The sequence below is a fragment of the Bradyrhizobium sp. BEA-2-5 genome (assembly GCF_032918025.1).
Lineage (GTDB): Bacteria > Pseudomonadota > Alphaproteobacteria > Rhizobiales > Xanthobacteraceae > Bradyrhizobium > Bradyrhizobium pachyrhizi.
The window spans coordinates 6,390,127-6,411,692 of record NZ_CP136629.1 but is presented as its reverse complement, the minus strand read 5'-3'; the positions used below and the strand labels follow the sequence as shown (position 1 = coordinate 6,411,692).

The 21,566-nt window shown below is 65.6% G+C and carries 23 protein-coding genes; 15 read left to right on the top strand and 8 right to left on the bottom strand.

Annotated elements, in window-relative coordinates:
- The first annotated feature begins 166 nt into the window (after positions 1 to 166).
- Positions 167 to 493 carry a hypothetical protein gene (locus RX327_RS30275; protein WP_317247974.1) on the top strand — a complete coding sequence of 109 codons (327 nt, stop codon included), beginning with the start codon at positions 167 to 169 and terminating at the stop codon, positions 491 to 493.
- A gap of 175 nt (positions 494 to 668) precedes the next feature.
- Positions 669 to 1,838 carry an MFS transporter gene (locus tag RX327_RS30270; protein WP_317251352.1) on the top strand — a complete coding sequence of 390 codons (1,170 nt, stop codon included), beginning with the start codon at positions 669 to 671 and terminating at the stop codon, positions 1,836 to 1,838.
- A 7-nt stretch (positions 1,839 to 1,845) separates the two neighbouring features.
- Here RX327_RS30270 and RX327_RS30265 read toward each other — a convergent pair whose 3' ends face one another.
- Together RX327_RS30265 and RX327_RS30260 are read right to left on the bottom strand one after the other, a co-directional pair.
- Positions 1,846 to 2,250 (bottom strand): DUF4864 domain-containing protein, encoded by a 405-nt coding sequence (locus RX327_RS30265; RefSeq protein WP_050383748.1) that lies wholly within the window; start codon positions 2,248 to 2,250, stop codon positions 1,846 to 1,848.
- Positions 2,251 to 2,370: 120 nt separating this feature from the next.
- Positions 2,371 to 2,802 (bottom strand): hypothetical protein, encoded by a 432-nt coding sequence (locus RX327_RS30260; RefSeq protein WP_050383747.1) that lies wholly within the window; start codon positions 2,800 to 2,802, stop codon positions 2,371 to 2,373.
- Positions 2,803 to 2,941: 139 nt separating this feature from the next.
- Here RX327_RS30260 and RX327_RS30255 point away from each other — a divergent pair, with 139 nt between their 5' ends.
- Positions 2,942 to 3,694 (top strand): Crp/Fnr family transcriptional regulator, encoded by a 753-nt coding sequence (locus tag RX327_RS30255; RefSeq protein ID WP_050383746.1) that lies wholly within the window; start codon positions 2,942 to 2,944, stop codon positions 3,692 to 3,694.
- On the opposite strand, the gene RX327_RS30250 is transcribed toward RX327_RS30255, so the two are convergent.
- A complete protein-coding gene (locus tag RX327_RS30250; RefSeq protein WP_050383745.1) occupies positions 3,672 to 4,331 on the bottom strand; it encodes a hypothetical protein in 660 nt (219 codons plus the stop codon). The two genes, RX327_RS30255 and RX327_RS30250, sit on opposite strands and share 23 nt — an antisense overlap.
- 54 nt (positions 4,332 to 4,385) lie before the next feature.
- A complete protein-coding gene (locus tag RX327_RS30245; protein WP_018646206.1) occupies positions 4,386 to 4,934 on the bottom strand; it encodes a cupin domain-containing protein in 549 nt (182 codons plus the stop codon).
- Positions 4,935 to 5,084: 150 nt separating this feature from the next.
- Between RX327_RS30245 and RX327_RS30240 the strand changes: the two genes are divergently transcribed.
- On the top strand, positions 5,085 to 6,413 hold the full coding sequence (locus RX327_RS30240) for an aspartate aminotransferase family protein (RefSeq protein ID WP_317247973.1): 1,329 nt from the start codon (positions 5,085 to 5,087) through the stop codon (positions 6,411 to 6,413).
- A 106-nt stretch (positions 6,414 to 6,519) separates the two neighbouring features.
- Positions 6,520 to 7,785 carry a D-amino acid dehydrogenase gene (locus tag RX327_RS30235; RefSeq protein WP_317247972.1) on the top strand — a complete coding sequence of 422 codons (1,266 nt, stop codon included), beginning with the start codon at positions 6,520 to 6,522 and terminating at the stop codon, positions 7,783 to 7,785.
- A gap of 23 nt (positions 7,786 to 7,808) precedes the next feature.
- Here the strand turns inward: RX327_RS30235 and RX327_RS30230 are convergent, their stop codons facing one another.
- Together RX327_RS30230 and RX327_RS30225 are read right to left on the bottom strand one after the other, a co-directional pair.
- Complete coding sequence (locus RX327_RS30230; RefSeq protein WP_317247971.1) at positions 7,809 to 10,940, bottom strand: multidrug efflux RND transporter permease subunit; 3,132 nt, start codon at positions 10,938 to 10,940, stop codon at positions 7,809 to 7,811.
- A 384-nt stretch (positions 10,941 to 11,324) separates the two neighbouring features.
- The gene (locus RX327_RS30225; protein WP_016844551.1) at positions 11,325 to 11,528 is read right to left on the bottom strand and encodes a hypothetical protein; all 204 of its coding nucleotides are present in this window, start codon (positions 11,526 to 11,528) and stop codon (positions 11,325 to 11,327) included.
- A 146-nt stretch (positions 11,529 to 11,674) separates the two neighbouring features.
- Here RX327_RS30225 and RX327_RS30220 point away from each other — a divergent pair, with 146 nt between their 5' ends.
- The 4 genes from RX327_RS30220 (at position 11,675) to RX327_RS30205 (ending at position 13,711) form a co-directional block, all read left to right on the top strand.
- On the top strand, positions 11,675 to 12,016 hold the full coding sequence (locus tag RX327_RS30220; protein WP_050383742.1) for a hypothetical protein: 342 nt from the start codon (positions 11,675 to 11,677) through the stop codon (positions 12,014 to 12,016).
- Positions 12,017 to 12,390: 374 nt separating this feature from the next.
- Entirely contained in the window at positions 12,391 to 12,834 is a 444-nt protein-coding gene (locus RX327_RS30215) for a hypothetical protein (RefSeq protein ID WP_028335721.1), read from the top strand.
- Positions 12,835 to 12,870: 36 nt separating this feature from the next.
- The gene (locus RX327_RS30210) at positions 12,871 to 13,059 is read left to right on the top strand and encodes a hypothetical protein (RefSeq protein ID WP_028335720.1); all 189 of its coding nucleotides are present in this window, start codon (positions 12,871 to 12,873) and stop codon (positions 13,057 to 13,059) included.
- A gap of 52 nt (positions 13,060 to 13,111) precedes the next feature.
- Positions 13,112 to 13,711: a hypothetical protein gene (locus RX327_RS30205; RefSeq protein WP_050383741.1), complete on the top strand. Its 600-nt coding sequence runs from the start codon at positions 13,112 to 13,114 to the stop codon at positions 13,709 to 13,711.
- A gap of 15 nt (positions 13,712 to 13,726) precedes the next feature.
- On the opposite strand, the gene RX327_RS30200 is transcribed toward RX327_RS30205, so the two are convergent.
- Positions 13,727 to 14,371 (bottom strand): TetR/AcrR family transcriptional regulator, encoded by a 645-nt coding sequence (locus tag RX327_RS30200; protein ID WP_317247970.1) that lies wholly within the window; start codon positions 14,369 to 14,371, stop codon positions 13,727 to 13,729.
- Between the two features lie 152 nt (positions 14,372 to 14,523).
- Between RX327_RS30200 and RX327_RS30195 the strand changes: the two genes are divergently transcribed.
- Genes RX327_RS30195 through RX327_RS30185 form a run of 3 tightly spaced genes read left to right on the top strand, consistent with a single transcriptional unit; the run spans position 14,524 to position 18,335 of the window.
- Positions 14,524 to 15,021, top strand: coding sequence for a (2Fe-2S)-binding protein (locus RX327_RS30195; protein ID WP_317247969.1), 498 nt, complete (start codon positions 14,524 to 14,526; stop codon positions 15,019 to 15,021).
- Positions 15,018 to 16,064 (top strand): xanthine dehydrogenase family protein subunit M, encoded by a 1,047-nt coding sequence (locus RX327_RS30190; protein WP_317247968.1) that lies wholly within the window; start codon positions 15,018 to 15,020, stop codon positions 16,062 to 16,064. Before RX327_RS30195 ends, RX327_RS30190 begins: the two co-directional genes overlap by 4 nt.
- Before the next feature lie 3 nt (positions 16,065 to 16,067).
- The gene (locus RX327_RS30185) at positions 16,068 to 18,335 is read left to right on the top strand and encodes a xanthine dehydrogenase family protein molybdopterin-binding subunit (RefSeq protein ID WP_317247967.1); all 2,268 of its coding nucleotides are present in this window, start codon (positions 16,068 to 16,070) and stop codon (positions 18,333 to 18,335) included.
- Between the two features lie 80 nt (positions 18,336 to 18,415).
- Here RX327_RS30185 and RX327_RS30180 read toward each other — a convergent pair whose 3' ends face one another.
- Positions 18,416 to 19,063 carry a cupin domain-containing protein gene (locus RX327_RS30180; RefSeq protein WP_317247966.1) on the bottom strand — a complete coding sequence of 216 codons (648 nt, stop codon included), beginning with the start codon at positions 19,061 to 19,063 and terminating at the stop codon, positions 18,416 to 18,418.
- Positions 19,064 to 19,245: 182 nt separating this feature from the next.
- Here RX327_RS30180 and RX327_RS30175 point away from each other — a divergent pair, with 182 nt between their 5' ends.
- The 3 genes from RX327_RS30175 to RX327_RS30165 all read left to right on the top strand — a co-directional run bounded on the left by RX327_RS30175 (position 19,246) and on the right by RX327_RS30165 (position 21,566).
- Positions 19,246 to 20,013, top strand: a complete 768-nt coding sequence (locus tag RX327_RS30175; protein WP_317247965.1) for an ABC transporter substrate-binding protein — start codon at positions 19,246 to 19,248, stop codon at positions 20,011 to 20,013.
- 171 nt (positions 20,014 to 20,184) lie between these two features.
- Positions 20,185 to 20,838 (top strand): amino acid ABC transporter permease, encoded by a 654-nt coding sequence (locus RX327_RS30170; protein WP_317247964.1) that lies wholly within the window; start codon positions 20,185 to 20,187, stop codon positions 20,836 to 20,838.
- Complete coding sequence (locus RX327_RS30165; RefSeq protein ID WP_317247963.1) at positions 20,835 to 21,566, top strand: amino acid ABC transporter ATP-binding protein; 732 nt, start codon at positions 20,835 to 20,837, stop codon at positions 21,564 to 21,566. The genes RX327_RS30170 and RX327_RS30165 overlap by 4 nt, the downstream gene beginning before the upstream one ends.

Sequence of the window (21,566 nt, the reverse complement as noted above, 5' to 3'; positions counted from 1 at the left end):
GAACGTCTTTGCTCAGGGATGCCGGATGTCAAAACCGATGCGCCGTACCGTTGCAGTGCCTGACGGATATGCGTTGGTGCGACGCGGCCTCGTCGCAGCTATTTCCGTTTGCTGCATTTGCGGTGCGACCGCCGTAGCCGCCAAGCCGCCCGGCGCCGAGGCGGTGATGATCCGCATGATCACCTGCGACGGCGAGGGCGTCCGGATGGAGGTGTATCTGCCACTCTCGGTCGACCGCCATATGCGGGGCGGACAATCCGTCATCGGCTATTACACGCTCGATCTGACCGACGTGAACAAGGGCAAGCCGCTTGAGCCGGTGCGTGTCACGTTGAGCACCGACCAGAAGACCGTGACCGTCGATCAATACCTCCGGGGCCTGCCGCCCACCCGCATACCGGTCACTGGCGGCACCGTCGATTTCGACCAGCGGTTCGCAAAGCACGCGAAGTGCCGCCCGTTCCAGTCGCAGGATCCCAATTTCGGCAATTGATCCGGCTCACTTTCTCGTCGCAGGACGCGCGTCCCGTTGTTCGCGCATGCCTAATCTCTCGGCAATGTGGCTTGACCCGGAGGCAAATGCCGACGAAGTTCCGCCTGCCGTGGTAATTTCTTCTGAATATTCCCCTGAAGTCGCTACGTTCATTCCCGACTCGCGCCGGGCATGGCTGCGCCTCGTCGTGGCCGTGGTGATCGGCTCGCTCGGCAGCGTCGGCATGTGGTCGGTCGTGGTGGCGTTGCCGGTGGTGCAGACCGATTTCGGCGCGACCCGCGGAACGGCCTCGCTCGCCTTCACCATGGTGATGCTCGGCTTCGGCCTCGGCCAGGTCGTCACCGGCAAGATCAGCGACCGCTACGGTATCGTCGCGGCGATCGGCGCCGGGATCGGCATCCTCGGCCTCGGCTATGTCGGCGCCGGCTACGCGCCGTCGATCTGGGCCTTCATCCTGCTGCATTTTGCCATCGGCCTGTCGTCGGCGGCGACCTTCGCCCCGCTGATGGCGGAGGCCTCGCACTGGTTCGAGCGCTATCGCGGGCTGGCGGTGACGATCGTCGCCAGCGGCAATTATGTCGGCGGTACGGTGTGGCCGCCGCTGGTCAATTTCGGCATGCAGAGTGTCGGCTGGCGCACCACCCATGTTGCGATCGGCATCTTCACCGCGGTCTCGATGCTGCTTGCGCTCATGGTGCTGCGCGTGTTGATGGGCGCAGCGACCAGGCGCAGTCATGTCAACGCGGCACCGCCCCGGGTCGACCTCAAGCTTTCCACCAACGCGCTGACCGCGATCCTGTCGCTCGCGTCGATTTCCTGCTGCGTGGCGATGTCGATGCCGCAGGTCCATATCGTCGCCTATTGCGGCGATCTCGGCTACGGCGTGGCGCGCGGCGCCGAGATGCTGTCCTTGATGCTCGGCTTCGGTATCGTCAGCCGGATCGGCTCCGGCTATCTCGCCGACAAGATCGGCGGCATCCGCACGCTCCTGGTCGGATCGCTGGCGCAGGGTTTTGCGCTGGTGTTCTATCTGTTCTTCGACAGCCTGACCTCGCTGTATCTGATCTCGGCGATGTTCGGCCTGTTCCAGGGTGGCATCGTGCCGAGCTACGCCATCATCGTGCGTGAGGCGATGCCGGCGAGCGAGGCGGCGACGCGCGTCGGCATCGTGATCTTTGCCTCCGTGTTCGGCATGTCCTTCGGCGGCTGGGTGTCGGGCGTCATCTTCGACGCCACCGGATCCTACGCCGCGGCGTTCGCGAACGGCCTCGCCTGGAACCTGCTCAATGTCAGCATCATCCTGCTGCTCATGATGCGGGCGCGGCAGCGGGTGGCGCTGGCATGATTCTCGATCACACCGACTGGCCGGCCTTGAGCAATGAGCAGCCGGTGATCTTCAGGCTGCCGTCGGCCTGCCGCACCAGCGTGTAGAGCGCCTCCCACGCCTCGCCATTGGCGTCGACGATATGGACGCGCTGCGCGATCCGGTCGCCGTCGCTGCGCGCCTCGCCGAACTCGAAGCTTCTGTGCCGATAGACCGGCGCATATTGATTCTGCACCATCGACATGAAGATGTCGGCTTGCGGAAAGATCTGGCGGATCGCCGGCGCGGCATGCGAATAGGCCGCCGCGGCGTCGTCGCGGCCGAACGCCTGCTCCTGGGCGCGGATCACAGCCTGCGCGGCGCCGACGTCGTCGGCCGCTGCGGGAGCGAGCGAGCCAAGCAGAATAGCGACGAACATCAGGATGATGCGCATGCGGTGGCACCGTCGACAGTCGGACCTTCCAGTCGCCGCAAGGCTACTCCCGCACGACCACGGCGGCAACGGAGCAGGGGGCCTGCGGCGGCTGGCTCCGAACGACCGAGCAGCGCGATGTCAGTTGACGCGCCGATGGCGGCGCAGCGCCTCAGCAGTCGGGCATCCGGCGTGCCGCGCATGACGCGTTGCGAATGGCTGCTCGATGGTGACGATCTGGCAACCGTATTGCGCCGAAACCTCGGCGATGACGTTCGACACCGCGTCGTCGATCCGCGAGCCGGGCAGATGCGCGACGATCAGGTCGCCGATGCTGAGGCGCTTGCGGACGCGCATGTCGTTGTCGATGCGGTAACTGAACAGGGCATGGATCACGCCGCGGCGATCGCGGATCGCGATCAGCCCGGTCTCGGGCGAGCTGCCGCGGCAGCGCCGGCGCACGAACCGCAGCCACTGATCCGTGGTAATACTTGCATCATGCATGAACACCAGCGGATAGGCCACGATCGCATGCTGATGGTCGATCGGAAGTGCCTGGAATTGCTCGTTCATCGCCGGATTCCCCGATGATGGCGAAACTGCTGGGGAAAGCGCGGCGCAGCATTGATCTGCATCAATGCCGCCGGCGGTTGATCCAGATCAAATCGGGGTTGATAGTGTCAAGCACCCAACCAAGCGGACACCCGAAGCCATGAGCATTGCCGAGCCACTGCAGGATTCGTGTGCAGGCGCGACGCGTTCCGACTGCAGGCACGGCCGCGCCACGAATGGCTGCGAGGACTGCAAGGTCAGGCTGTTCAGCGTCTGCGCTGCGCTGGAGCCGTCCGAGCTCGAGGAGCTCGACCGGATCAGCCAGGCAAAGCAGGTTCCGGCGCGAACGACGCTGTTCGAGCAGAGTGCGCTGGCGGGCAGCGTGTTCAATGTCACCGACGGGGTCGTGCGGCTTTACAAATCATTGCCCGACGGCCGCCGCCAGATCGTGGGTTTCGCGCTGCCGGGCGACTTCCTCGGACTTGCGCTGCAGGACCGCTACGGCGTCACCGCGGAGGCGGTCAACGAGGTCGCGGTTTGCCGTTTCGTGCGATCGGCGTTCCTCGCCTATGTCGACGGCAAGCCGCATCTGCTGCGCCGCCTGCATGAGTTCGCGGGGCACGAGTTGAGCCTGGCGCAGGACCAGATGTTGCTGCTCGGACGGCGCAGTGCCGAGGAAAAGATCGCTGCATTCTTGCTCAACATGCAGACGCGATACGCCCGGATCGGAAGCGTGTCCGTCACCGTGCCGCTGCCGATGAGCCGGCAGGACATCGCCGACTATCTCGGTCTCACCATCGAGACAGTGAGCCGCACGCTGACCCGCCTTGCGCGCGAGAAGGTGGTGTTGATCGTGCCCGATGGCGTGCGGCTGCTCGACCTCGAACGGCTCAAGCTGAGCGGCGCGAGCTGACGCTTCGGCGTCGGCTTTTTGATCCAGCACAAGGCGATGCGCGCGCAGGCGCGCTAGGTCTCTCCATGATATGCAGGAGACGACCCATGCCTCTCGACACTATCCTTGTCATGATCGCGGTCACAGCGATGTTCGCCACAATTGCCGCCGTTATTGCGTGGGGCGACCGGCAGACGCGCGATCTGTGATACTGTCGTGTGATCAGAGCCTTTCCGGTCCGATTGATGTAGCGCTTCGTCGCGAACAGATCGTCCTGCCGGTTGACGATCAGCATGGCGTGGTCGCGCTCTAGCGTGTCGGGATTCTTGCGCTGCTCGTCGGAGCGGAACGTGCCGCCGACGATCTTGCCCGTCATCTCGTAGTCGCAGCCGGCCTTCCAGTCGCCCTGGTCCCACTTCCATCCCATCGCCTTCACGGCGCCGTTGCTCTCGGTGGTGATCTTGATGATGGCGTTATGGGCGAGCCAGATGCCGGCAAGCCCGCCGCGTTTGTCGTCAAAGCCTTCGAGCAGCGCCAGGCGTTCGCGCTGCAATCCGTCGACGTGGTCGCGCGCATCGACGGTGAAGTGAACCTGGGAGCTCTGCTTGTTCCAGGCCGGGTGCAGGAATTCCGGATATTGCTGCGTCTGGCTCTTCACCCAGCCGCGCCATGCGGCCCCTGCGGCTTGGGTCGCCCGCTGCGCGCGCCGGGTTCAAAATGTCGGCGGTGTGCAGGCCGAGATCACTTCGCAGGGCTTGCCGCCGACGCAGCGGAAGCGATGCGGCCGGCGGCTCTCGAAATAATAGGCATCGCCGGGATTGAGGATGCGGCGCTCGTCCTCGACGGTGACCTCGAGCTTGCCCGAGATCACGATGCCGCCTTCCTCGCCATCGTGGACGAGGTGGACGCGCCCGGTGTCGCTGCCGGGCTCGTAGCGCTCCTTCAGGATCTGCAGGCTGCGGCCGAACAGATTGTCGCCGACCTGCCGATAGGAGATCGGCTTCTTGCCGACCTCGGTCAGTTCCTCGGCACGGTAGAAGATCTTGCGCCTCGACTCCGGCTCCAGCGCGAAGAACTCGGCGAGCCCCATCGGGATGCCGTCGAGGATGCGCTTGAGCGCGCCGACCGAAGGGTTCATCTGGTTGGATTCGATCAGCGAGATCGTCGAATTGGTGACGCCGGCGCGCTTGGCGAGCTCGCGCTGCGACAGCTTGTGGCGCGCCCGGATGAATCGCAGCCGTCCACCGATGTCGACGCTCATGCCCCTGGCCCCTGTTGCAGGTGTTGCGGATCGCGCAAATCTTGGCAGACCGCCTCAACAAGATCAATGGCTTGCGCTGCGGCAGAAAAGGACTTGTTGAGTGCCTGGAAGAGTGGTCCGACTAGCGTCAGTCAGCAAAGGAGCGCGGCCGTGACCCTTCATCAGATTCCGAACACCATCAAGACCGATTCGTACTGGATGCCGTTCACGGCCAACCGGCAGTTCAAGAAGTCGCCGCGTCTGTTCTCCTCGGCCGAGGGCATGTACTACACCAGCGTCGACGGCCGCCAGGTGATCGACGGCTCCGCCGGCCTCTGGTGCGTCAATGCCGGCCATGGCCGCAAGCAGATCGCCGCCGCCGTCGAGCGCCAGCTGATGACGCTGGACTTCGCGCCGTCGTTCCAGATGGGCCATCCGCTGGCGTTCGATTTCGCTGAGCGGCTCGCCGAGGTCGCGCCGAAGGGCCTCGACCGCGTCTTTTTCACCAACTCCGGCTCCGAGTCGGTCGACACCGCGCTGAAGATCGCGCTCGCCTATCACCGCGCCAACGGCCAGGCGAGCCGCACCCGCCTGATCGGCCGCGAGCGCGGCTATCACGGCGTCGGCTTCGGCGGCACCTCGGTCGGCGGCATGGTCGCCAACCGCCGTGCCTTCACCACCCTGCTGCCGGGCGTCGACCACATCCGCCACACCCATGATCTCACCCGCAACGCCTTCGCCAAGGACCTGCCCGAGCATGGCGCCGAGCTCGCCGACGATCTCGAGCGTCTGGTCGCCCTGCACGGCGCGGATACGATCGCCGCCGTCATCGTCGAGCCGGTGCCGGGCTCGACCGCGGTGCTGCCGCCGCCGAAGAACTATCTGCAGCGCCTGCGCGCGATCTGCGACAAGCACGGCATCCTGCTGATCTTCGACGAGGTCATCACCGGCTTCGGCCGCCTCGGAACGCCGTTCGCCGCCAACTTCTTCGGCGTCACTCCGGACCTGATGACGACCGCCAAGGGCATCACCAACGGCACCGTGCCCTGCGGCGCGGTGTTCGCGAGCCGCAAGGTATACGACGGCATGATGAACGGCCCGGAGAACCAGATCGAGCTGTTCCACGGCTACACCTATTCGGCGCATCCGGTGGCGTGCGCCGCGGGCATCGCGACCCTCGACATCTACAAGGACGAAGGCCTGCTCACGCGCGGTGCCTCGCTCGCCGAATACTGGCGCGATGCGCTGCATTCGCTGAAGGGCCTGCCGAACGTCGTCGACATCCGCAATTGCGGCCTGATGGGTGCGGTCGAGCTGGCACCGCGTGACGGCGTGGTCGGCGCGCGCGGCTACGACATGCTGGTCGATTGCTTCAATCGCGGCCTCTACTTCCGCATGAGCGGCGACTCGCTGGCGTTGTCGCCGCCCCTGATCGTCGAGAAGTCGCATATCGACGACATCGTCTCGATCCTTGGCGACTCCATCAAGCGCGTGGCCTGATAATTGCTAGCTAGATATTAGCTAGCTCTACAAATTGCTGTCGCCGTTGCGAAGCAGAGTGGTTTCGCAGCGGCGATTGCGTTTTCGCTGCAGGATGTGAGGAAAAGTGAAGGTCCTTGTTCTCGGCAGTGGCGTGATCGGTGTCACCTCTGCCTACTACCTCGCTCGTGCCGGCCATGACGTGACGGTCGTCGACCGCCAGCCGGAGCCGGCACTGGAGACCTCTTTCGCCAATGCCGGCGAGGTGTCGCCCGGCTATTCCTCGCCCTGGGCCGGCCCCGGCGTGCCGGTGAAGGCGGTCAAGTGGCTCTTGATGAAGCACGGCCCGCTGGTGATCCGGCCGAAGCTCGATCCCGTGATGTGGGTCTGGCTGCTCAAGATGCTGCGCAACTGCACCAGCGAGCGCTACGCCGTCAACAAGAGCCGGATGATTCCGATCGCGGAATACAGCCGCGATTGCCTGCGCGACCTGCGCCGCGACATCGGCATCCAATATGACGATCGCGCGCAGGGCACGCTGCAGCTGTTCCGCTACCAGGCGCAGCTCGACGGCACCGGCGAAGACATCGCGGTGCTCAAGCAATACGGCGTGCCCTTCGAGGTGCTGAGCCGAGAGGGCTGCATTGCGGTCGAGCCGGCGCTCGGCGGCGTGAAGGAGAAGTTCGTCGGCGGCCTTCGCCTGCCGCAGGACGAGACCGGCGACTGCCACATGTTCACGCAGGCCCTGGCGCTGGAAGCCGAGAAGCTCGGCGTGCGCTTCAACTTCAATGTCGGCATCGACGGACTGAATGCGGACACCACCCGGATCACCGGCGTCGCGACCAGCGCCGGAATGATGACGGCGGACGCCTATGTGCTGGCGCTCGGCAGCTATTCGCCGATCCTGCTGCGGCCGCTGGGCATCTCGCTGCCGGTCTATCCGGTGAAGGGCTATTCGATCACGGTACCGATCAAGGACGCCTCCGGCGCGCCGGAATCGACCGTGATGGACGAGAGCTACAAGGTCGCGATCACCCGTCTCGGCAATCGCATCCGCGTCGGCGGCACCGCCGAAATCTCGGGCTTCTCGGACAAGCTCTACGATGCGCGCCGCGCCACGCTCGATCATTCCCTGACGGACCTGTTCCCGCGCGGCGGCGATCTCGCCAAGGCGACGTTCTGGAGCGGCCTGCGTCCGATGACGCCGGACGGCCCGCCCGTGATCGGCCCGACCCAATACGCCAATCTCCACCTCAACACCGGCCACGGCACGCTGGGCTGGACCATGTCCTGCGGCTCGGGACGCGTGCTCGCCGACATGCTGTCGGGCAAGAAGCCGGAGATCGACGCCAAGGAGCTGTCGATCAAGCGCTACGATGTCAGGTTCGGGTAGGCCTCATCGCCGCACGCGAGCCACTATTCGGCGGCGTGCTTCACGGGCGGTTCGGCATCGTCGTCTTTCTTCGTTGCCGTCCAGTTCGACAGCGCATTCGAGAATCGGTCGAGATAGAGATACACGACCGGCGTTGTGAACAGCGTGAGCGCCTGGCTCACGATCAGGCCCCCCACCATCGCATAGCCGAGCGGCTGACGGATTTCCGATCCCGTTCCGGTGCCAATCATCAGCGGCACGCCGCCGAGCAGCGCAGCCATGGTCGTCATCAGGATCGGGCGGAAGCGCAGCAGGGCCGCTTTCCGGATCGATTCACGCGGCGATAGATGCTCCTCGCGTTCGGCGGCGATCGCGAAGTCGACCATCATAATGCCGTTCTTCTTCACGATCCCGATCAGGAGGATGATGCCGATCAGCGCGATCAGGCTGAAATCGAACCCGAACGCCATCAGGATCGCCAGCGCACCGACGCCGGCCGAGGGTAGCGTCGAGAGGATCGTGATCGGATGGATGTAGCTCTCATAGAGCACGCCGAGGATCAGGTAGACCACGACCAGCGCGGCCAGGATCAGCAGCGGCACCGAGCTCAGTGACTGCTGGAAGGCCTGCGCGGTACCCTGGAAACTCGAGCTGAGCGTGGCTGGAGCACCGAGATCGGCGACCGCGTTCTGGATCGCATCGGTGGCCTGGCCGAGCGCCACGCCTTGCGCCAGGTTGAAGCTGATCGTGATGGCCGGAAACTGCCCCTGGTGTGCGATCGCGAGCGGGCGCACCGGAATGGTGGTCCATTTGCAGAACACGGAGAGCGGTACCTCGTCCCCCGTGGTCGGCGACCTGATGTAGATCTTGTTGAGCGTGTCGAGCTTGCCCTGCAATTCCGGGAGGATCTCCAGGATGACGTGGTAGCTGTTGAGCTGGGTGAAGTATTGGGTCACCTGGCGCTGGCCGAACGCGTCGTACAGCGTGTCGTCGATCAGTTGTGGCTGGATGCCGAAGCGCGACGCGGTGTCGCGATCGATGGTCAGTGTCAGCGTCGTTCCCTCGGTCTGCTGGTCGGTGGCGACGTCGCGCAGTTCGGGCAGCGTCTTCATTCTGGCCAGAATCTTCGGCGCCCATTCGTTCAGCTCGTCGAGTTTTGCATCCTGCAGCGTGTATTCGAATTGGGTCCGCGTCGCGCGGCCGCCGAGCCGGACGTCCTGGGAGGCCTGCATGTAGAGCCGCGCGCCCTCGACCGCCTCGAGCTTCGGCCGCAACCGTTCGATGATCTGCTGCGCGCTCGCGTCGCGCTCCTCGCGCGGCTTCAGCGTGATGTACATGCGGCCCGAATTGAGCGCGGTACCGCCGCCGCCGATGAACTCGGCCATGCTGTCGACCGCGGGATCGGCCCGGACGATGCTGCTGAGCTCTTCCTGATGCCGCTTCATGTCGGCAAACGAGATATCTTGCGCCATCTGCGACACGGCGATCAGGAAGCCGTTGTCCTGTTGCGGGAAGAATCCCTTGGGAATGATCACGAACAGGTAGACCGACAGGGCCACCGTCGCGAAGAAGATGCAGAGTGTGGTGCGGCTCCAGCTCAGCGCCAGATCAAGGCCGCGTTGATAGCCATGCAGCATCCTGTCGAATGCCGCCTCGCTCCATTGGTAGAGCCGGCCGTGCCTGGTTTCGCCATGCGCGCGCAGGAAGCGCGATGCCATCATCGGCGTCAGCGTCAGCGACACCACCAGCGAGACGAAGATCGCCATCGCGAGCGTCACCGCGAACTCGCGAAATAGCCGGCCGATCACGCCGCCCATCAGGAGCAGCGGGATCAGCACCGCGACCAGTGAGATGCTGATCGACAGGATGGTAAATCCGATCTCGCCGGCGCCTTGCAGTGCCGCTGCGAGCGGCCGCGCACCCTGCTCGACATATCGCGTGATGTTTTCCAGCATCACGATGGCATCGTCGACCACGAAGCCGACCGCAATGGTGAGTGCCATCAGCGACAGATTGTCGAGCGAATAGCCGACCGGCCACATCAGGGCGCACGCGCCCAGCAGCGCCAGCGGAACCGTGACGGTGGGAATGACCGTCGCCCAGAAGCTGCGTAGGAAAATGAAAATGACCATGACCACCAGCCCGATGGTCAGTAACAGCGTGAACTGGACGTCCTCGACCGCGGCGCGGATGGTCAATGTCCGGTCGCTGATGATCTTGATCTTGATGGCGTGCGGAATGGCGGTAACGAGCCTTGGAAGCTGCTCCTTGATCCTGTCGACCGTCCCGATGACGTTGGCGCCGGGCTGCTTGAAGATCACCAGGAAGACGCCGCGTTTGCCATTGGCCCAGGCCGCCTGCTTGGCGTCTTCAGCGGCGCTGACCGCTCGGCCGATGTCGCGAATCCGCAACGGACCGCCGTTGCGATAGGCGATGATGACGTCGTTCCAGTCCTTCGCCTGGGTGAGCTGGTCGTTGGCGTAGATCGTGTAGGCGCGTTTTTCGCCGTCGATGTTGCCCTTGGGGCTGTCTGTCGTCGTGATGGCGATCTGGCCGCGGATATCTTCCAGCGACAATCCCTTGGCGACCAGCTTGGCGGGATCGATCTGCACGCGAATTGCGGGTTTCTGCTGGCCGCCGATGAAGACCTGGGCGACGCCCGAGAGCTGGCTGATCTGCTGGGCAAGCTGGGCGTCGACCGCGTCGCTGACGCTGGTCAGCGGCAGCGTCTCTGATGTCGCCGACAATAGCAGGATCGGCGCGTCGGCCGGGTTGACCTTGCGATAGGTCGGCGGCGACGGCAGGTTCTTGGGCAACTGGCCGCCGGCGGCATTGATCGCGGCCTGGACATCGTTGGCGGCGCCGTCGATGCTGCGGTTCAGATCGAACTGGATGGTGACCGCGGTCGACCCCAGCGAACTCGTCGAGGTCATCTGCGCGATGCCGGGGATCTGAGCGAACTGCCGCTCCAGCGGCTGCGCCACCGAGGAGGCCATCGTCTCGGGGCTGCCGCCGGGCAGGTTGGCGGTGATCTGGATGGTCGGAAAGTCCACCTGCGGCAGCGGTGCGACCGGAAGCAGCGGATAGGCGACCATTCCGACGAACAGAATGCCGGCCATCAGCAGCGAGGTGCCGATCGGGTAGCGGATAAACCGAGATGAGATGCTCTCGTTCATTTCTGCGATCCAAATGAACGGCAGGCGCATCTTTTCCCGAAGGTCGGGAGTCGTGCTCGAAAGCTCGAGCGCGAACGCGCGTTTTCCTCGCCATGGCCAATCGGCAGATCGCGGAGTTTGCCTCCGCGTCTACCTGTTTTTTGCCAGCATAATCATTCCGGGGGGCGCCGCGCGAATGGAAACGTCGGACCGGCCATTCGACGTTCGTTCAATGGCCGGAATTTCGTGCCGCTATCGCCGTTTCGGAAGCGTCAAAAATGTCGCTGGCGCAAAATATATCGTGGAACGACATAGAATTGCGCGCGCGGTTGGCTCGACGCCACGAGAGAGCGTCACGATTGTTCAGGCGCAGCCTGTCCGGTGCAACTTGCTCGTGCGGCGGTCCTAGGCGATGTCGAACTCGTCCTGCATCCTGGTCACGATGTCGCGAAGCTCTTTTTCCTTCGCCTCGTCCAGCGCGGTCTCGCGGGTGCCGCCGAGATCCCAGCTCGGCGTATAGCCCTTGAGCCGGATCAGCTTCAGGCCCGTGACACCGGATCGTCTTTCGAGTTCGGCCGTGATCTCGTGCTGCATTTGAAGTGTCTTCATCATGCATCTCCGGGAACGCTATTCCGCTCAACAGGACAGCCAGCGTCATGTTCCTCGCGAGCGCGCGTCGGATGCGTGTCCTGCCGTCCAGGAACGTCCGCCTTGCGGTCCACGTTGCTTCCGGTCGAACCAGGAAAGGACCTCACATGAAGAAACTGGCAACGATCGGATTGGCTGCGGCCATGATGCTGGCCACCTCGCTCGCCTTTGCGCAGGGTGGCGGCGGCGCCGGTGGAGGATCGGCCGGCGGCGCGAGTGCAGGGGCGGGGACCGGAAACTCCGGCACAGGAACCGGCACCGGCGGCACCACCGGGATGGGAACAGGCTCGGGAATGAGCAATCCGCCCGGCAGCACGACCGGCAACATGAACAACCCAGGCACCTCGACGCCGAACTACTCGACCGACCCGAACAACAATCCCGCGACCGGGACCGGGACATCGAACCTGCCCGGCAACAACAGCGGAACGCGGACCAATCCGCGGTGATCGCGAAAGCCCCGCCTCAGTGCGGGGCTTTTCGTTACGGCGCGATGGGCAACGAAAAAGCCCGGCACGATGGCCGGGCCGGATCGCGAATATAAACAGATATGTATGTACGAGGCTTGGCAATGCGACGATCTAACCGAATGCCAATCTGATCGTCTGTGCACTTTAGCACACTTGCGCGGCCTCCATGCCTAGCGACCGCCGCCATCGCATCCGGCCGCGGGCTTATGCGGCTCATATGCCGCGGAGCCCGCGGCGCTCTCGAATTCATATCCCGCCCTGAAGATATTGAGCCCAATGCAAGCGCTCCCGCGGACGCCAGGCCGCCGAGGCCCGGCCGCACGCGCGTGAGCGAACGGGAAACAGGTGATGTCATGTCTTCGCTTCAGATTGCTATCGGCGACCGGATCATCGAGCCGATGATCGCGCTTGCCGGCTGCACGACGCAACAGCGCATCGTCGTGGCCGGCACGAGGAGCATGGAATTGATGTTCGAGCTGCAGCGGCGCGGCTATGCGCGCGCGGCGGCGTCGGGCAATTGCGGCCGCCCGGCAGGTCAGTACGACGTTGCGCTGGTCGATTGGCGGCGGCGCACGCTTCTCGCACTCGAGCCGACGCTGGACTGGTTGACGAATGTCCTCAGCGCGCGTGCGGTGCTGGTGGTGTGGGTCGATGCCCAGAAGGCCTCGGCCAACCAAAGCCTGCGGGCGTCGCTGGAGCGGCGCGGCTTCGTCGTCGAGCAGGGCATCGTGCATGAATGCGGCTGCGCGCTGTCGGCACGGAGGTCGCAAACCCATCCGCTGCAGCTGGCGGCCTGACGCGCTGAACGCGGCTTATCGCGAAGGGAAATCGCCATGTCCAAGGTGCGACGCGCCGTGATCCGCGAATGGATGCTGCTGGCGCGCGAGAAACGGCAATCCAGCGAGCAGGCGGCTGCCTTTGCAAGGGCGGCGCTGCAGCGGCACGACCTGCCGCGCAGCAGCCGGCGAACACCGCATGAAATCATCATGCGGTGGCTGCGGCCACGCACCGGACGTCCTTGAGCGGTGGCCGCCACCGTCGTGGGGCGGGAGGCAATCAACAGCAGAGCAATCGATGCGTGTCCATGAGTTAGAGCTGTCCCCGCATGCGCCTCGCGACGCGGAGGATCTTGTTGCCGAAATCGCGAGGTCAACGTCCGACGCTGCGGCGTGCAGCGCCGCGGCGCTCGCGCTGGTATGTTGCGACATCATCGCGGGCGAGGGACCAACGGTGGCCGGCCGGGCGCATTTCTCGCGAACGATCGACGCCGCCGACGCCGCGCTATGCGCCCGCATCCTCTGTGCCGCCGGTCGCGCCGGGCATTCGGTCAGTCGCGCCGAAGCCGACGCGCTGTTCGCGATCGATGCGGTCGGGAGCGAACGGGTCGATGACGGACGTTTCGACGACCTGCTTGCCAAGGCGGTGCTGCATCATCTGATGGGCGCTGCCGGCACAACCATTCCCGGCCGCGAGCAGGCGCTGGCCCGCGACAATCCGCTGGATAGCTGGGGGTCGGCGATCGTGCTGGCTGCGGAGCCGCGATCCTGGCTCGCCGGTCATCTTGACTGGATGAAGCCGTCATCCTCCGCCGCGCGCACCATCGATGCGGTGCTTCATGTCAATCCGGCAGGACCCCGGCTGCCGCTCGGCATTCTCTTCAACATGGCGGCCTGAACAGGCCTCGCCGGGTCAGCGCGACGGCTTGGCTTTCTGCCGCGCCGGCCTTGGGCTCTCCGACTTCGTCATCGTGACCGCCGGCTGCACCCGCAGGCCGTCCACGAATACGTCCAACAGCCTGAGCGCGGTGGTCTGCCAGCCGGGCTGGTCGTGCATGTAGCACATGCCGACGAGCGTCCGCAGCAGGTCCTCCGCGCTGATATCGTTGCGGATCGCGCCGGCCGCGACTGCGCGCGCGAGCAACGTGCCGATCGCCCCGGTCAGACGGTCGAACGAATAGGCGTGCAATTCGGTCGAGCCGTGGGCGACCAGCGCCAGTGCTGCGACCATGCCTTTCTTGGTGGCGACGAATTCGACGTTGGAGCGCAGCCAGCGACGCAGCGCGTCCACCGGGTCCTTGGCGTACTTCAATTGCTCGGCGAGCTCGCTGAGCTGCTCGACCTCGCGCCGGTACACCGCCTCGAACAGATCCTCGCGCGTCGGGAAATGCCGGTAGAGCGTGCCGATGCCGACGCCGGCATGGCGCGCCACCGCCTCGAGACTCGCCTCGCTGCCGCCGGCCGAGAACACGGCCTTGGCCGATTCCAGCACGCGCTCGCGATTGCGGACGGCGTCGGCGCGGGGCTTGCGTGCAATTTCTGGTGATCGACCGGCCATCGCTTTTTCTTTTCACCCTCCCTTGTAAACGGAGGATGCCTCCGTATATGGCGACCAGCACCGGACCTGACAAGGCGCGCCGATCCTGCATCGGTGGCCACGGGCTTCCGTTGCCTCGATTCAACCCGACCATACACGGATCGGAGCCCTGCATGAATCTCCCACTCAGCCTCACCATCAACGGTGTCCGCCGGGAAATTGCCCTCGACGATCCACGCGTCACGCTGCTCGATCTCCTGCGTGAGCGCCTCCATCTGACCGGAACCAAGAAGGGATGCGACCGCGGTCAGTGCGGCGCCTGCACCATCCTCGTCGACGGCAAGCGCATCAATTCCTGCCTCGCGCTCGCCATCAGCCACGACGGTGCCGATATTCTCACCATCGAAGGCGTCGCGCGCGGCGACCAGCTTCATCCCGTGCAGGCCGCCTTCATCGCCCATGACGGCTTTCAATGCGGCTTCTGCACGCCCGGCCAGATCATGAGCGCCATCGGCATGATGAGCGAGGCGCAGGCCGGCAACGATCCTGAACGCATCCGCGAATGCATGAGCGGCAATCTCTGCCGCTGTGGCGCCTATCAAGGAATCACCGAGGCCGTGCTCGAGGCGCAGGCCAGCATCACCGCGACCAAGCAGAGGCGCTCCGCATGATGAACTTCGATTATGTCAGGCCGGCCAGCGTCGCGGACGCGATCGCGGCGGCATCCGAAAAGGGCGCAAGCTATCTCGCTGCCGGCACCAACCTGCTCGATCTGATGAAGGGCGGCGTCAGCCGGCCGAGCCTTCTCGTTGACGTCACGCGTCTGCCGGGGCTCGACCGCATCGAGCATCTGGCCGACGGCGGCCTGCGGATCGGCGCGCTGGTGCGCAATGCCGATCTCGCGCATGACGCGGAGTTCGCGCGCAACTATCCGGCGGTCGCCGAGGCGTTGCTGTCGGGCGCATCCGCCCAGCTGCGCAATGCCGCGACCGTCGGCGGCAATCTGATGCAGCGAACGCGCTGTGCGTATTTCTACGACGCCGGCAGCGCCTGCAACCGGCGCTGGCCGGGCGCCGGCTGCGACGCGCTCAAGGGCGAGAACCGCAGCCATGCCGTGCTCGGCTGGAGCGAGGACTGCATCGCCACGCATCCGTCCGACTTCGGCGTGCCGCTGGTCGCGCTCGACGCCGTCGTCGAGATCGAGGGCAGGGGCGGCCGGCGCGAGATGCCGCTGGAGGCGCTGCACCGTCTGCCGGGCGAGACGCCGGAGCGCGAGACCGCGCTGGAGCGCGGCGACCTGATCGTCGCGCTGCGGCTGCCGGCCGAAGCGCAAGGCTTCTCCGGGCACGCGCGCTACCTCAAGGTCCGCGAGCGCACGTCCTATGCTTTCGCCGTGGTATCGGCCGCAGCTGCGTTGCGGATCGAGAATGGCAAGATCGCGGAGGCGCGGCTTGCGCTCGGCGGCGTCGCCGCAAAGCCCTGGCGCGCGCGCGAGGCCGAGCAGGTGCTTGCGGGCGCCGCGCCGGACGCGGCGACCTACCGCGAGGCGGCGCGTGCCGCGCTCGCCGACGCAAAACCGTCCGGCGACAATGCCTTCAAGATCGAGCTCGCGCGCCGCATCGTCGTGCGCGCGCTCACCCTTGCTGCCGCAGGCACGCCGGATCGCATTCCCGCGCTGCCGGGCTCTCCCTTCTCATCCGTTGCAGGAGCGTAACGCATGACGGCTGAACTCAACCTGACCAGCGCGCCCGCCCATCTGCGGCACGGCTCGAATATCGGCCAGCCGCTGACCCGCACCGACGGCACGCTGAAGGTGACGGGCAAGGCCCGCTATGCCGCCGACAATCATCCGCCCGGCATGGTCTATGCCGTGATCGCGACCAACTGCATCGCGCGCGGCCGCGTCACCGCGCTCGACGTCGCTGCCGCCAAGCGCCACCCCGGCGTCATCGACGTGATGACGCCGGCGCACAAGCCGGAGCTCGCGGAGGACCCGGACGCCAAGGGCAATCCGTTCGCCTTCCGCATGGAGCTGCTGCAGAGCGACGAGGTGCGTTACGCCAACCAGGCGATCGCGGTCGTGATTGCCGAGACGCTGGAAGCCGCCACCGAAGGCGCCGCGCTGCTGTCGCCGCGCTATCAGGTCGAGATCGCGCGTGTCGGCCTCGACGCCGGGGAGGCCTATGCGCCGCCGGTGGTCGGCATCGGCAATCCCGCCGAGGTCCACCATGGCGATATCGATGCGGGCCTTGCCGCTGCATCGAAGCGGATCGACGCAACTTACGAGACCCCGCCGCAATATCACAACGCGATGGAGCCGCATGCGATCGTCGCGTCGTGGGACGGCGACAGCCTGTTCCTCGACACGCCGAGCCAGGGCATGGCGATGGCGCAGATGCGGATCGGCGGCCTGTTCGGCATTCCGCCCGACAAGATCCACATCCGCAGCCCGTTCCTCGGCGGCGGCTTCGGCTCCAAGGGGCTGATGGCCGGCCCGCAGGTGCTCGGAATCATGGCCGCAAAGCTGGTCGGCAAGCCGGTCAAGCTGGTACTGCGCCGTGAGCAGATGTACGGCCCGGTCGGCCATCGTCCGCAGACCCGCCAGCGCATCCGGATCGGCACCGGTGACGACGGCCTGCTGACCGCGCTCGATCACGAGGCGCGCGTCACGACGTCGAGCTTCGACGATTTCTACGAGCCCGCCGCCGATGCCTCGCACACGCTCTATGCGGCGCCGGCGATCCGCACCTCGCATGACGCCGTGCGCGTCAATACCGGCACGCCGCTGTTCATGCGTGCGCCGGGCGAGGCGACCGGCTCGATTGCGCTGGAGAGCGCGATCGACGAGATGGCGTGGGCCTGCGGCATGGATCCGCTGGCCTTCCGCCTGAAGAACTACGCCGAGATCGAGCCGATCACCGGCAAGCCGTTTTCCTCCAAGGCGCTGCGGCAGTGCTACGCCAAGGCGGCCGAACGTTTCGGCTGGGCGGGGCGTCCGCTACAGCCAAGGCAGATGCGCGACGATGCCGGCCTCCTGGTCGGTTGGGGCATGGGCACGGCGACCTTCCCGGCGCTGATGTTCCAGGCCGAAGCCCGCGCGGCGATCCGCCGCGACGGCTCCGGCGTGATGGAGATCGGCGCGCACGACATGGGGCAGGGCGCCTGGACGGCGCTCGCCCAGATCGCGGCCGACGCGCTCGCGCTCGATCTCGAGCAGATCTCGTTCCTGTCCGGCACGTCCGACCTGCCGGATGCCGGCATTGCCGGTGGTTCGGCGCACACGGCCACCGCCGGTGCCGCGATCCATAGTGCCGGAGCGGCCGTGATTGCCAGGCTTGCCGATCTTGCCACCAATGACGAACGCTCGCCGCTGTTCGGCGCCGGCAATGCCGGCGTGATGGCGCGGGCCGGGCGGCTCTATCGCCGCGACGACGACACGCGCAGCGAAGGCTATGCCGAGATCCTGGCGCGCGCCGGTGTTGCCGAGGTCGAGGCCACCGGCACGGGTGCGGCCGATCCGGCGGCGCAATCGCAATATGCGATGCACGCGCATGGCGCTGTCTTTGCGGAGGTGAAGGTCGATCCCGATCTCGGCCAGATCCGCGTCACCCGCATGGTCGGCGCCTTCGCGGCCGGGCGCATCGTCAATCCGCGCATGGTGCAGAGCCAGCTGTTCGGCGGCATGATCTGGGGCATGTCGTTCGCGCTGCACGAGGAGGCGGTGATGGACAAGAGGTCCGGCCGCATCCTGAATGCGAACCTCGCCGAGTATCATGTGCCGGTGAATGCCGACGTGCCGCCACTCGACGTCATCACGGTCGAGGAGCACGATCCGCATGTGAACGCGCTCGGCATCAAGGGCGTCGGCGAGATCGGCATCACCGGCAGCGCCGGCGCGGTCGCCAACGCGGTCTGGCACGCGACCGGCATCCGCGTGCGGAATTTCCCGATCAAGATCGAGGAAGTGGTGATGGGGTTGAAGTGATGCGGCCTGACGTGAGGGCTCCGTAATAACAGGTGTCGTCCCGGCTTTCGCCGGGACGACGAGTGGAGAGAGTGGGGCCGTCACCCCGCCGCCGTCACGCAGTTCACCCAGAGCACCACGGCCTTGGCATCGCGCGCTGGATTGGAGAAGCGGTGCGGACGCCGGCTGGCGAAGCGGAAGCTGTCGCCTTCTTTCAGCGTCCAGGTCTCCGTGTCCACCGTCAGCGTCATCTCGCCCTGGAGCACGAGGCCGGCCTCTTCGCCGTCATGGGTATAGAACTCGTCGCCGGTGTTGCCGCCGGGCTCGAGATGCACCAGGAACAGATTGAGCCGGCTCTCGCTGCCGGCTGGGCTCAGCAGCTGCTTTGAAATTCCGGTGCGCCACAGCTTCAGCTCGGCGCGCTGCACCTCGCGGGTCACGACGCCGCCGGCGCCGTCATCCTTGGGCGTCGCGCCGAACAGCGCGGCGATGCCGACGCCGAGCACGTCGGCGAGCGTTGCCAGCACGCGCAGCGACGGCGACGACAGCCCGCGCTCGATCTGGCTGAGGAAACCGATCGAAAGCTCGGTGCGCGCCGCGACCGTCTCCAGCGACATCTCCTTGCTGCGGCGCAGGTCGCGGATGCGGCGCCCGACCGCGAGATCCATCGCGGGCTCGGCCGGCTTGCTGGCCGGCTTTCTGGCGGCGCGGCGTGCCGTTGCGGGCTTCGCTGCCGCGCCTTTACGCATTCTTTTGCCACCGCTCACGTCAAACCGCTTCCTTCATGTGCATGAAAACCGCTTGCATCGGCCGCGGTTTCGTGACCACAATTTCATATTGGTGAAAATAGGCCGGAACGGCGTCGACCGCAACCAAAAGCGCGAAACGCGCGGGCGATGCGGCGCCAAGGCCAGCTTCGGGAGGTGTTGCGATGTCGTTTCAGCGTCTCGTCCAGGCCGCGGTGGCGGCGCTTGCCCTTGCCTTGACCTCGCCGTCAGTGGCGCAACAGGTGCTGAAGGTCGGCTCGACGCCGACCGGCATTCCCTTCACCTTCCTCGACACCAAGACCAACACCATCCAGGGCATCATGGTCGATCTCATCACCGAGGTCGGCAAGGATGCCGGCTTCAACGTGCAGATCGAGCCGATGCAGTTCTCGGCCCTGATCCCGTCGCTGACCTCGAGCAAGATCGACATCATTGCGGCTGCGATGTTCATCACGCCGCCGCGCAAGGAGGTCGTCGACTTTTCCGACCCGATCTACAGCTACGGCGAGGGCCTCGTGGTGCCGAAGACCGACACCAAGGCTTACGCCACGCAGGACGATCTGAAAGGCGCGACGGTCGGCGCCCAGGTCGGCACCGCCTTCGTCGACGCGCTGAAAAAATCCGGCCTGTTCGCCGAGGTGAAGGCCTACGACACCATTCCCGACATCCTGCGTGACGTGAACACCGGGCGCCTCAAGGCCGGCTACGCCGACTATCCGATCCTCGCCTACAATCTGAAGCAGGGCGGCTTCCCCGAGGTGCGCCTCGTCGACGGCTACAAGCCGGTCACGGTCGGCTCGGTCGGCATCGGCGTGCGCAAGGGCGAGACCGCGCTGCTCGGCAAAATCAATGCCTCGCTCGCGAAGCTGAAAGCCAACGGCACCATCGACAAGATCCTCGATAAATGGGGCCTGAAGGCCGGCGCGTCGTGAGTATTTATGTCCCGAAGTGATCCGTCACCCTGAGGTGCGAGCGAAGCGAGCCTCGAAGGGGCGACGGCCACCAGCCGGGCCGTACATCCTTCGAGACGCGGCGAAGACGCCGCTCGTCAGGATGACGGAGGTAATGTTCGAATAGTGTCGGGACGGGATACGTTTGAGCCGATGCAAAAATTCTTCCATGACGCCGTCGAGTTCGTGCCGATCCTGCTGCAGGGTGTCTGGCTGACCATCGTCGTCACCGTCGGCTCACTGTTGCTGTCGACGGTGCTCGGGCTGATATGGGCCTTGATGCGGGTGTCCGGGATCGGCGTCCTGGTCGGCCTCAGCGCCAGCCTGATCAACGTGATCCGCGGCATCCCGATCATCGTGCTGTTGTTCTACCTCTACTTCGTGATGCCCGATCTCGGCGTCACGCTGTCGGCCTTGCAGGCCGCGATCCTCGGGCTCGGCATCGCCTATTCGGCCTACCAGGCGGAAAACTTCCGCGCCGGCATCGAGGCGATCGACAAGGGACAGATCGAGGCGGCGCAATCGATCGGCATGGGCTGGTGGCTCACCATGCGGCGCGTGGTGCTGCCGCAGGCCGTGCGCATTGTGCTTCCTCCTTACGGCAACGTCATGATCATGATGCTGAAGGACTCGTCGCAGGCCTCGACCATCACGGTCGCCGAGCTCGCGCTGCAAGGCAAGCTGATCGCCTCGTCGACCTTCAAGAACACCAGCGTGTTCACGCTGGTGGCGCTGATGTATCTCACCATGAGCATCCCGCTGATCCTGCTGGTCCGTCACTTCGAGAAGCGGGCCGGCAAGCGATGATCGAGCTGAGCGACGTCCACAAGAGCTTCGGCAAGGTCGAGGTGCTCAAGGGCATCACGGCCTCCGTCCAGAAGGGCGAGGTGGTCTGCATCATCGGTCCGTCCGGCTCCGGCAAGTCCACCATCCTGCGCTGCATCAACGGCCTCGAAAGCTACGACCGCGGCGAGATCAGCGTCGAGGGTGCGCGCGTCGACCGCGACGCGCCGTCGATCGTGGACATTCGCACCCAGGTCTCGATGGTGTTTCAGCGCTTCAATCTGTTTCCGCACCGTACGGCGCTGGAGAACGTGGTCGAGGGACCACTCTATGTGAAGAAAGAGTCGCGTGCGCAGGCGTTCGAGCGCGGCCGCGCGCTGCTCGCCCAGGTCGGGCTCGCCGAGAAGGCCGATGCGCATCCGCCGCAACTCTCCGGCGGCCAGCAGCAGCGCGTCGCGATCGCGCGGGCGCTCGCGATGCAGCCGAAGGCGATCCTGTTCGACGAGCCGACCTCCGCGCTCGATCCCGAGCTCGTCGGCGAGGTGCTCGGCGTCATGCGCAAGCTCGCCGACGACGGCATGACCATGGTCGTCGTCACCCACGAGATGGGTTTTGCCCGCGACGTCGCCGATCGCGTGCTGTTCATCGACGGCGGCGTCATCGTCGAGCAGGGGCCGGCCAAGGCGCTGCTCAACCAACCCCAGCATCCGCGCACGCAGGATTTCCTGCGCCGCGTGCTGCATCCGCTCTGA

What these genes read in the sequence shown, in the direction of transcription:
- RX327_RS30275 (WP_317247974.1), top strand. Translation starts at nt 167, where the DNA reads ATGATCCGCATGATCACCTGCGACGGCGAGGGCGTCCGGATGGAGGTG.
- RX327_RS30265 (WP_050383748.1), bottom strand. Translation starts at nt 2,250, where the DNA reads ATGCGCATCATCCTGATGTTCGTCGCTATTCTGCTTGGCTCGCTCGCT.
- RX327_RS30260 (WP_050383747.1), bottom strand. Translation starts at nt 2,802, where the DNA reads ATGAACGAGCAATTCCAGGCACTTCCGATCGACCATCAGCATGCGATC.
- RX327_RS30255 (WP_050383746.1), top strand. Translation starts at nt 2,942, where the DNA reads ATGAGCATTGCCGAGCCACTGCAGGATTCGTGTGCAGGCGCGACGCGT.
- RX327_RS30245 (WP_018646206.1), bottom strand. Translation starts at nt 4,934, where the DNA reads ATGAGCGTCGACATCGGTGGACGGCTGCGATTCATCCGGGCGCGCCAC.
- RX327_RS30230 (WP_317247971.1), bottom strand. Translation starts at nt 10,940, where the DNA reads ATGAACGAGAGCATCTCATCTCGGTTTATCCGCTACCCGATCGGCACC.
- RX327_RS30225 (WP_016844551.1), bottom strand. Translation starts at nt 11,528, where the DNA reads ATGAAGACACTTCAAATGCAGCACGAGATCACGGCCGAACTCGAAAGA.
- RX327_RS30220 (WP_050383742.1), top strand. Translation starts at nt 11,675, where the DNA reads ATGAAGAAACTGGCAACGATCGGATTGGCTGCGGCCATGATGCTGGCC.
- RX327_RS30215 (WP_028335721.1), top strand. Translation starts at nt 12,391, where the DNA reads ATGTCTTCGCTTCAGATTGCTATCGGCGACCGGATCATCGAGCCGATG.
- RX327_RS30210 (WP_028335720.1), top strand. Translation starts at nt 12,871, where the DNA reads ATGTCCAAGGTGCGACGCGCCGTGATCCGCGAATGGATGCTGCTGGCG.
- RX327_RS30205 (WP_050383741.1), top strand. Translation starts at nt 13,112, where the DNA reads ATGCGTGTCCATGAGTTAGAGCTGTCCCCGCATGCGCCTCGCGACGCG.
- RX327_RS30200 (WP_317247970.1), bottom strand. Translation starts at nt 14,371, where the DNA reads ATGGCCGGTCGATCACCAGAAATTGCACGCAAGCCCCGCGCCGACGCC.
- RX327_RS30195 (WP_317247969.1), top strand. Translation starts at nt 14,524, where the DNA reads ATGAATCTCCCACTCAGCCTCACCATCAACGGTGTCCGCCGGGAAATT.
- RX327_RS30190 (WP_317247968.1), top strand. Translation starts at nt 15,018, where the DNA reads ATGATGAACTTCGATTATGTCAGGCCGGCCAGCGTCGCGGACGCGATC.
- RX327_RS30185 (WP_317247967.1), top strand. Translation starts at nt 16,068, where the DNA reads ATGACGGCTGAACTCAACCTGACCAGCGCGCCCGCCCATCTGCGGCAC.
- RX327_RS30180 (WP_317247966.1), bottom strand. Translation starts at nt 19,063, where the DNA reads ATGCGTAAAGGCGCGGCAGCGAAGCCCGCAACGGCACGCCGCGCCGCC.
- RX327_RS30175 (WP_317247965.1), top strand. Translation starts at nt 19,246, where the DNA reads ATGTCGTTTCAGCGTCTCGTCCAGGCCGCGGTGGCGGCGCTTGCCCTT.
- RX327_RS30170 (WP_317247964.1), top strand. Translation starts at nt 20,185, where the DNA reads ATGCAAAAATTCTTCCATGACGCCGTCGAGTTCGTGCCGATCCTGCTG.
- RX327_RS30165 (WP_317247963.1), top strand. Translation starts at nt 20,835, where the DNA reads ATGATCGAGCTGAGCGACGTCCACAAGAGCTTCGGCAAGGTCGAGGTG.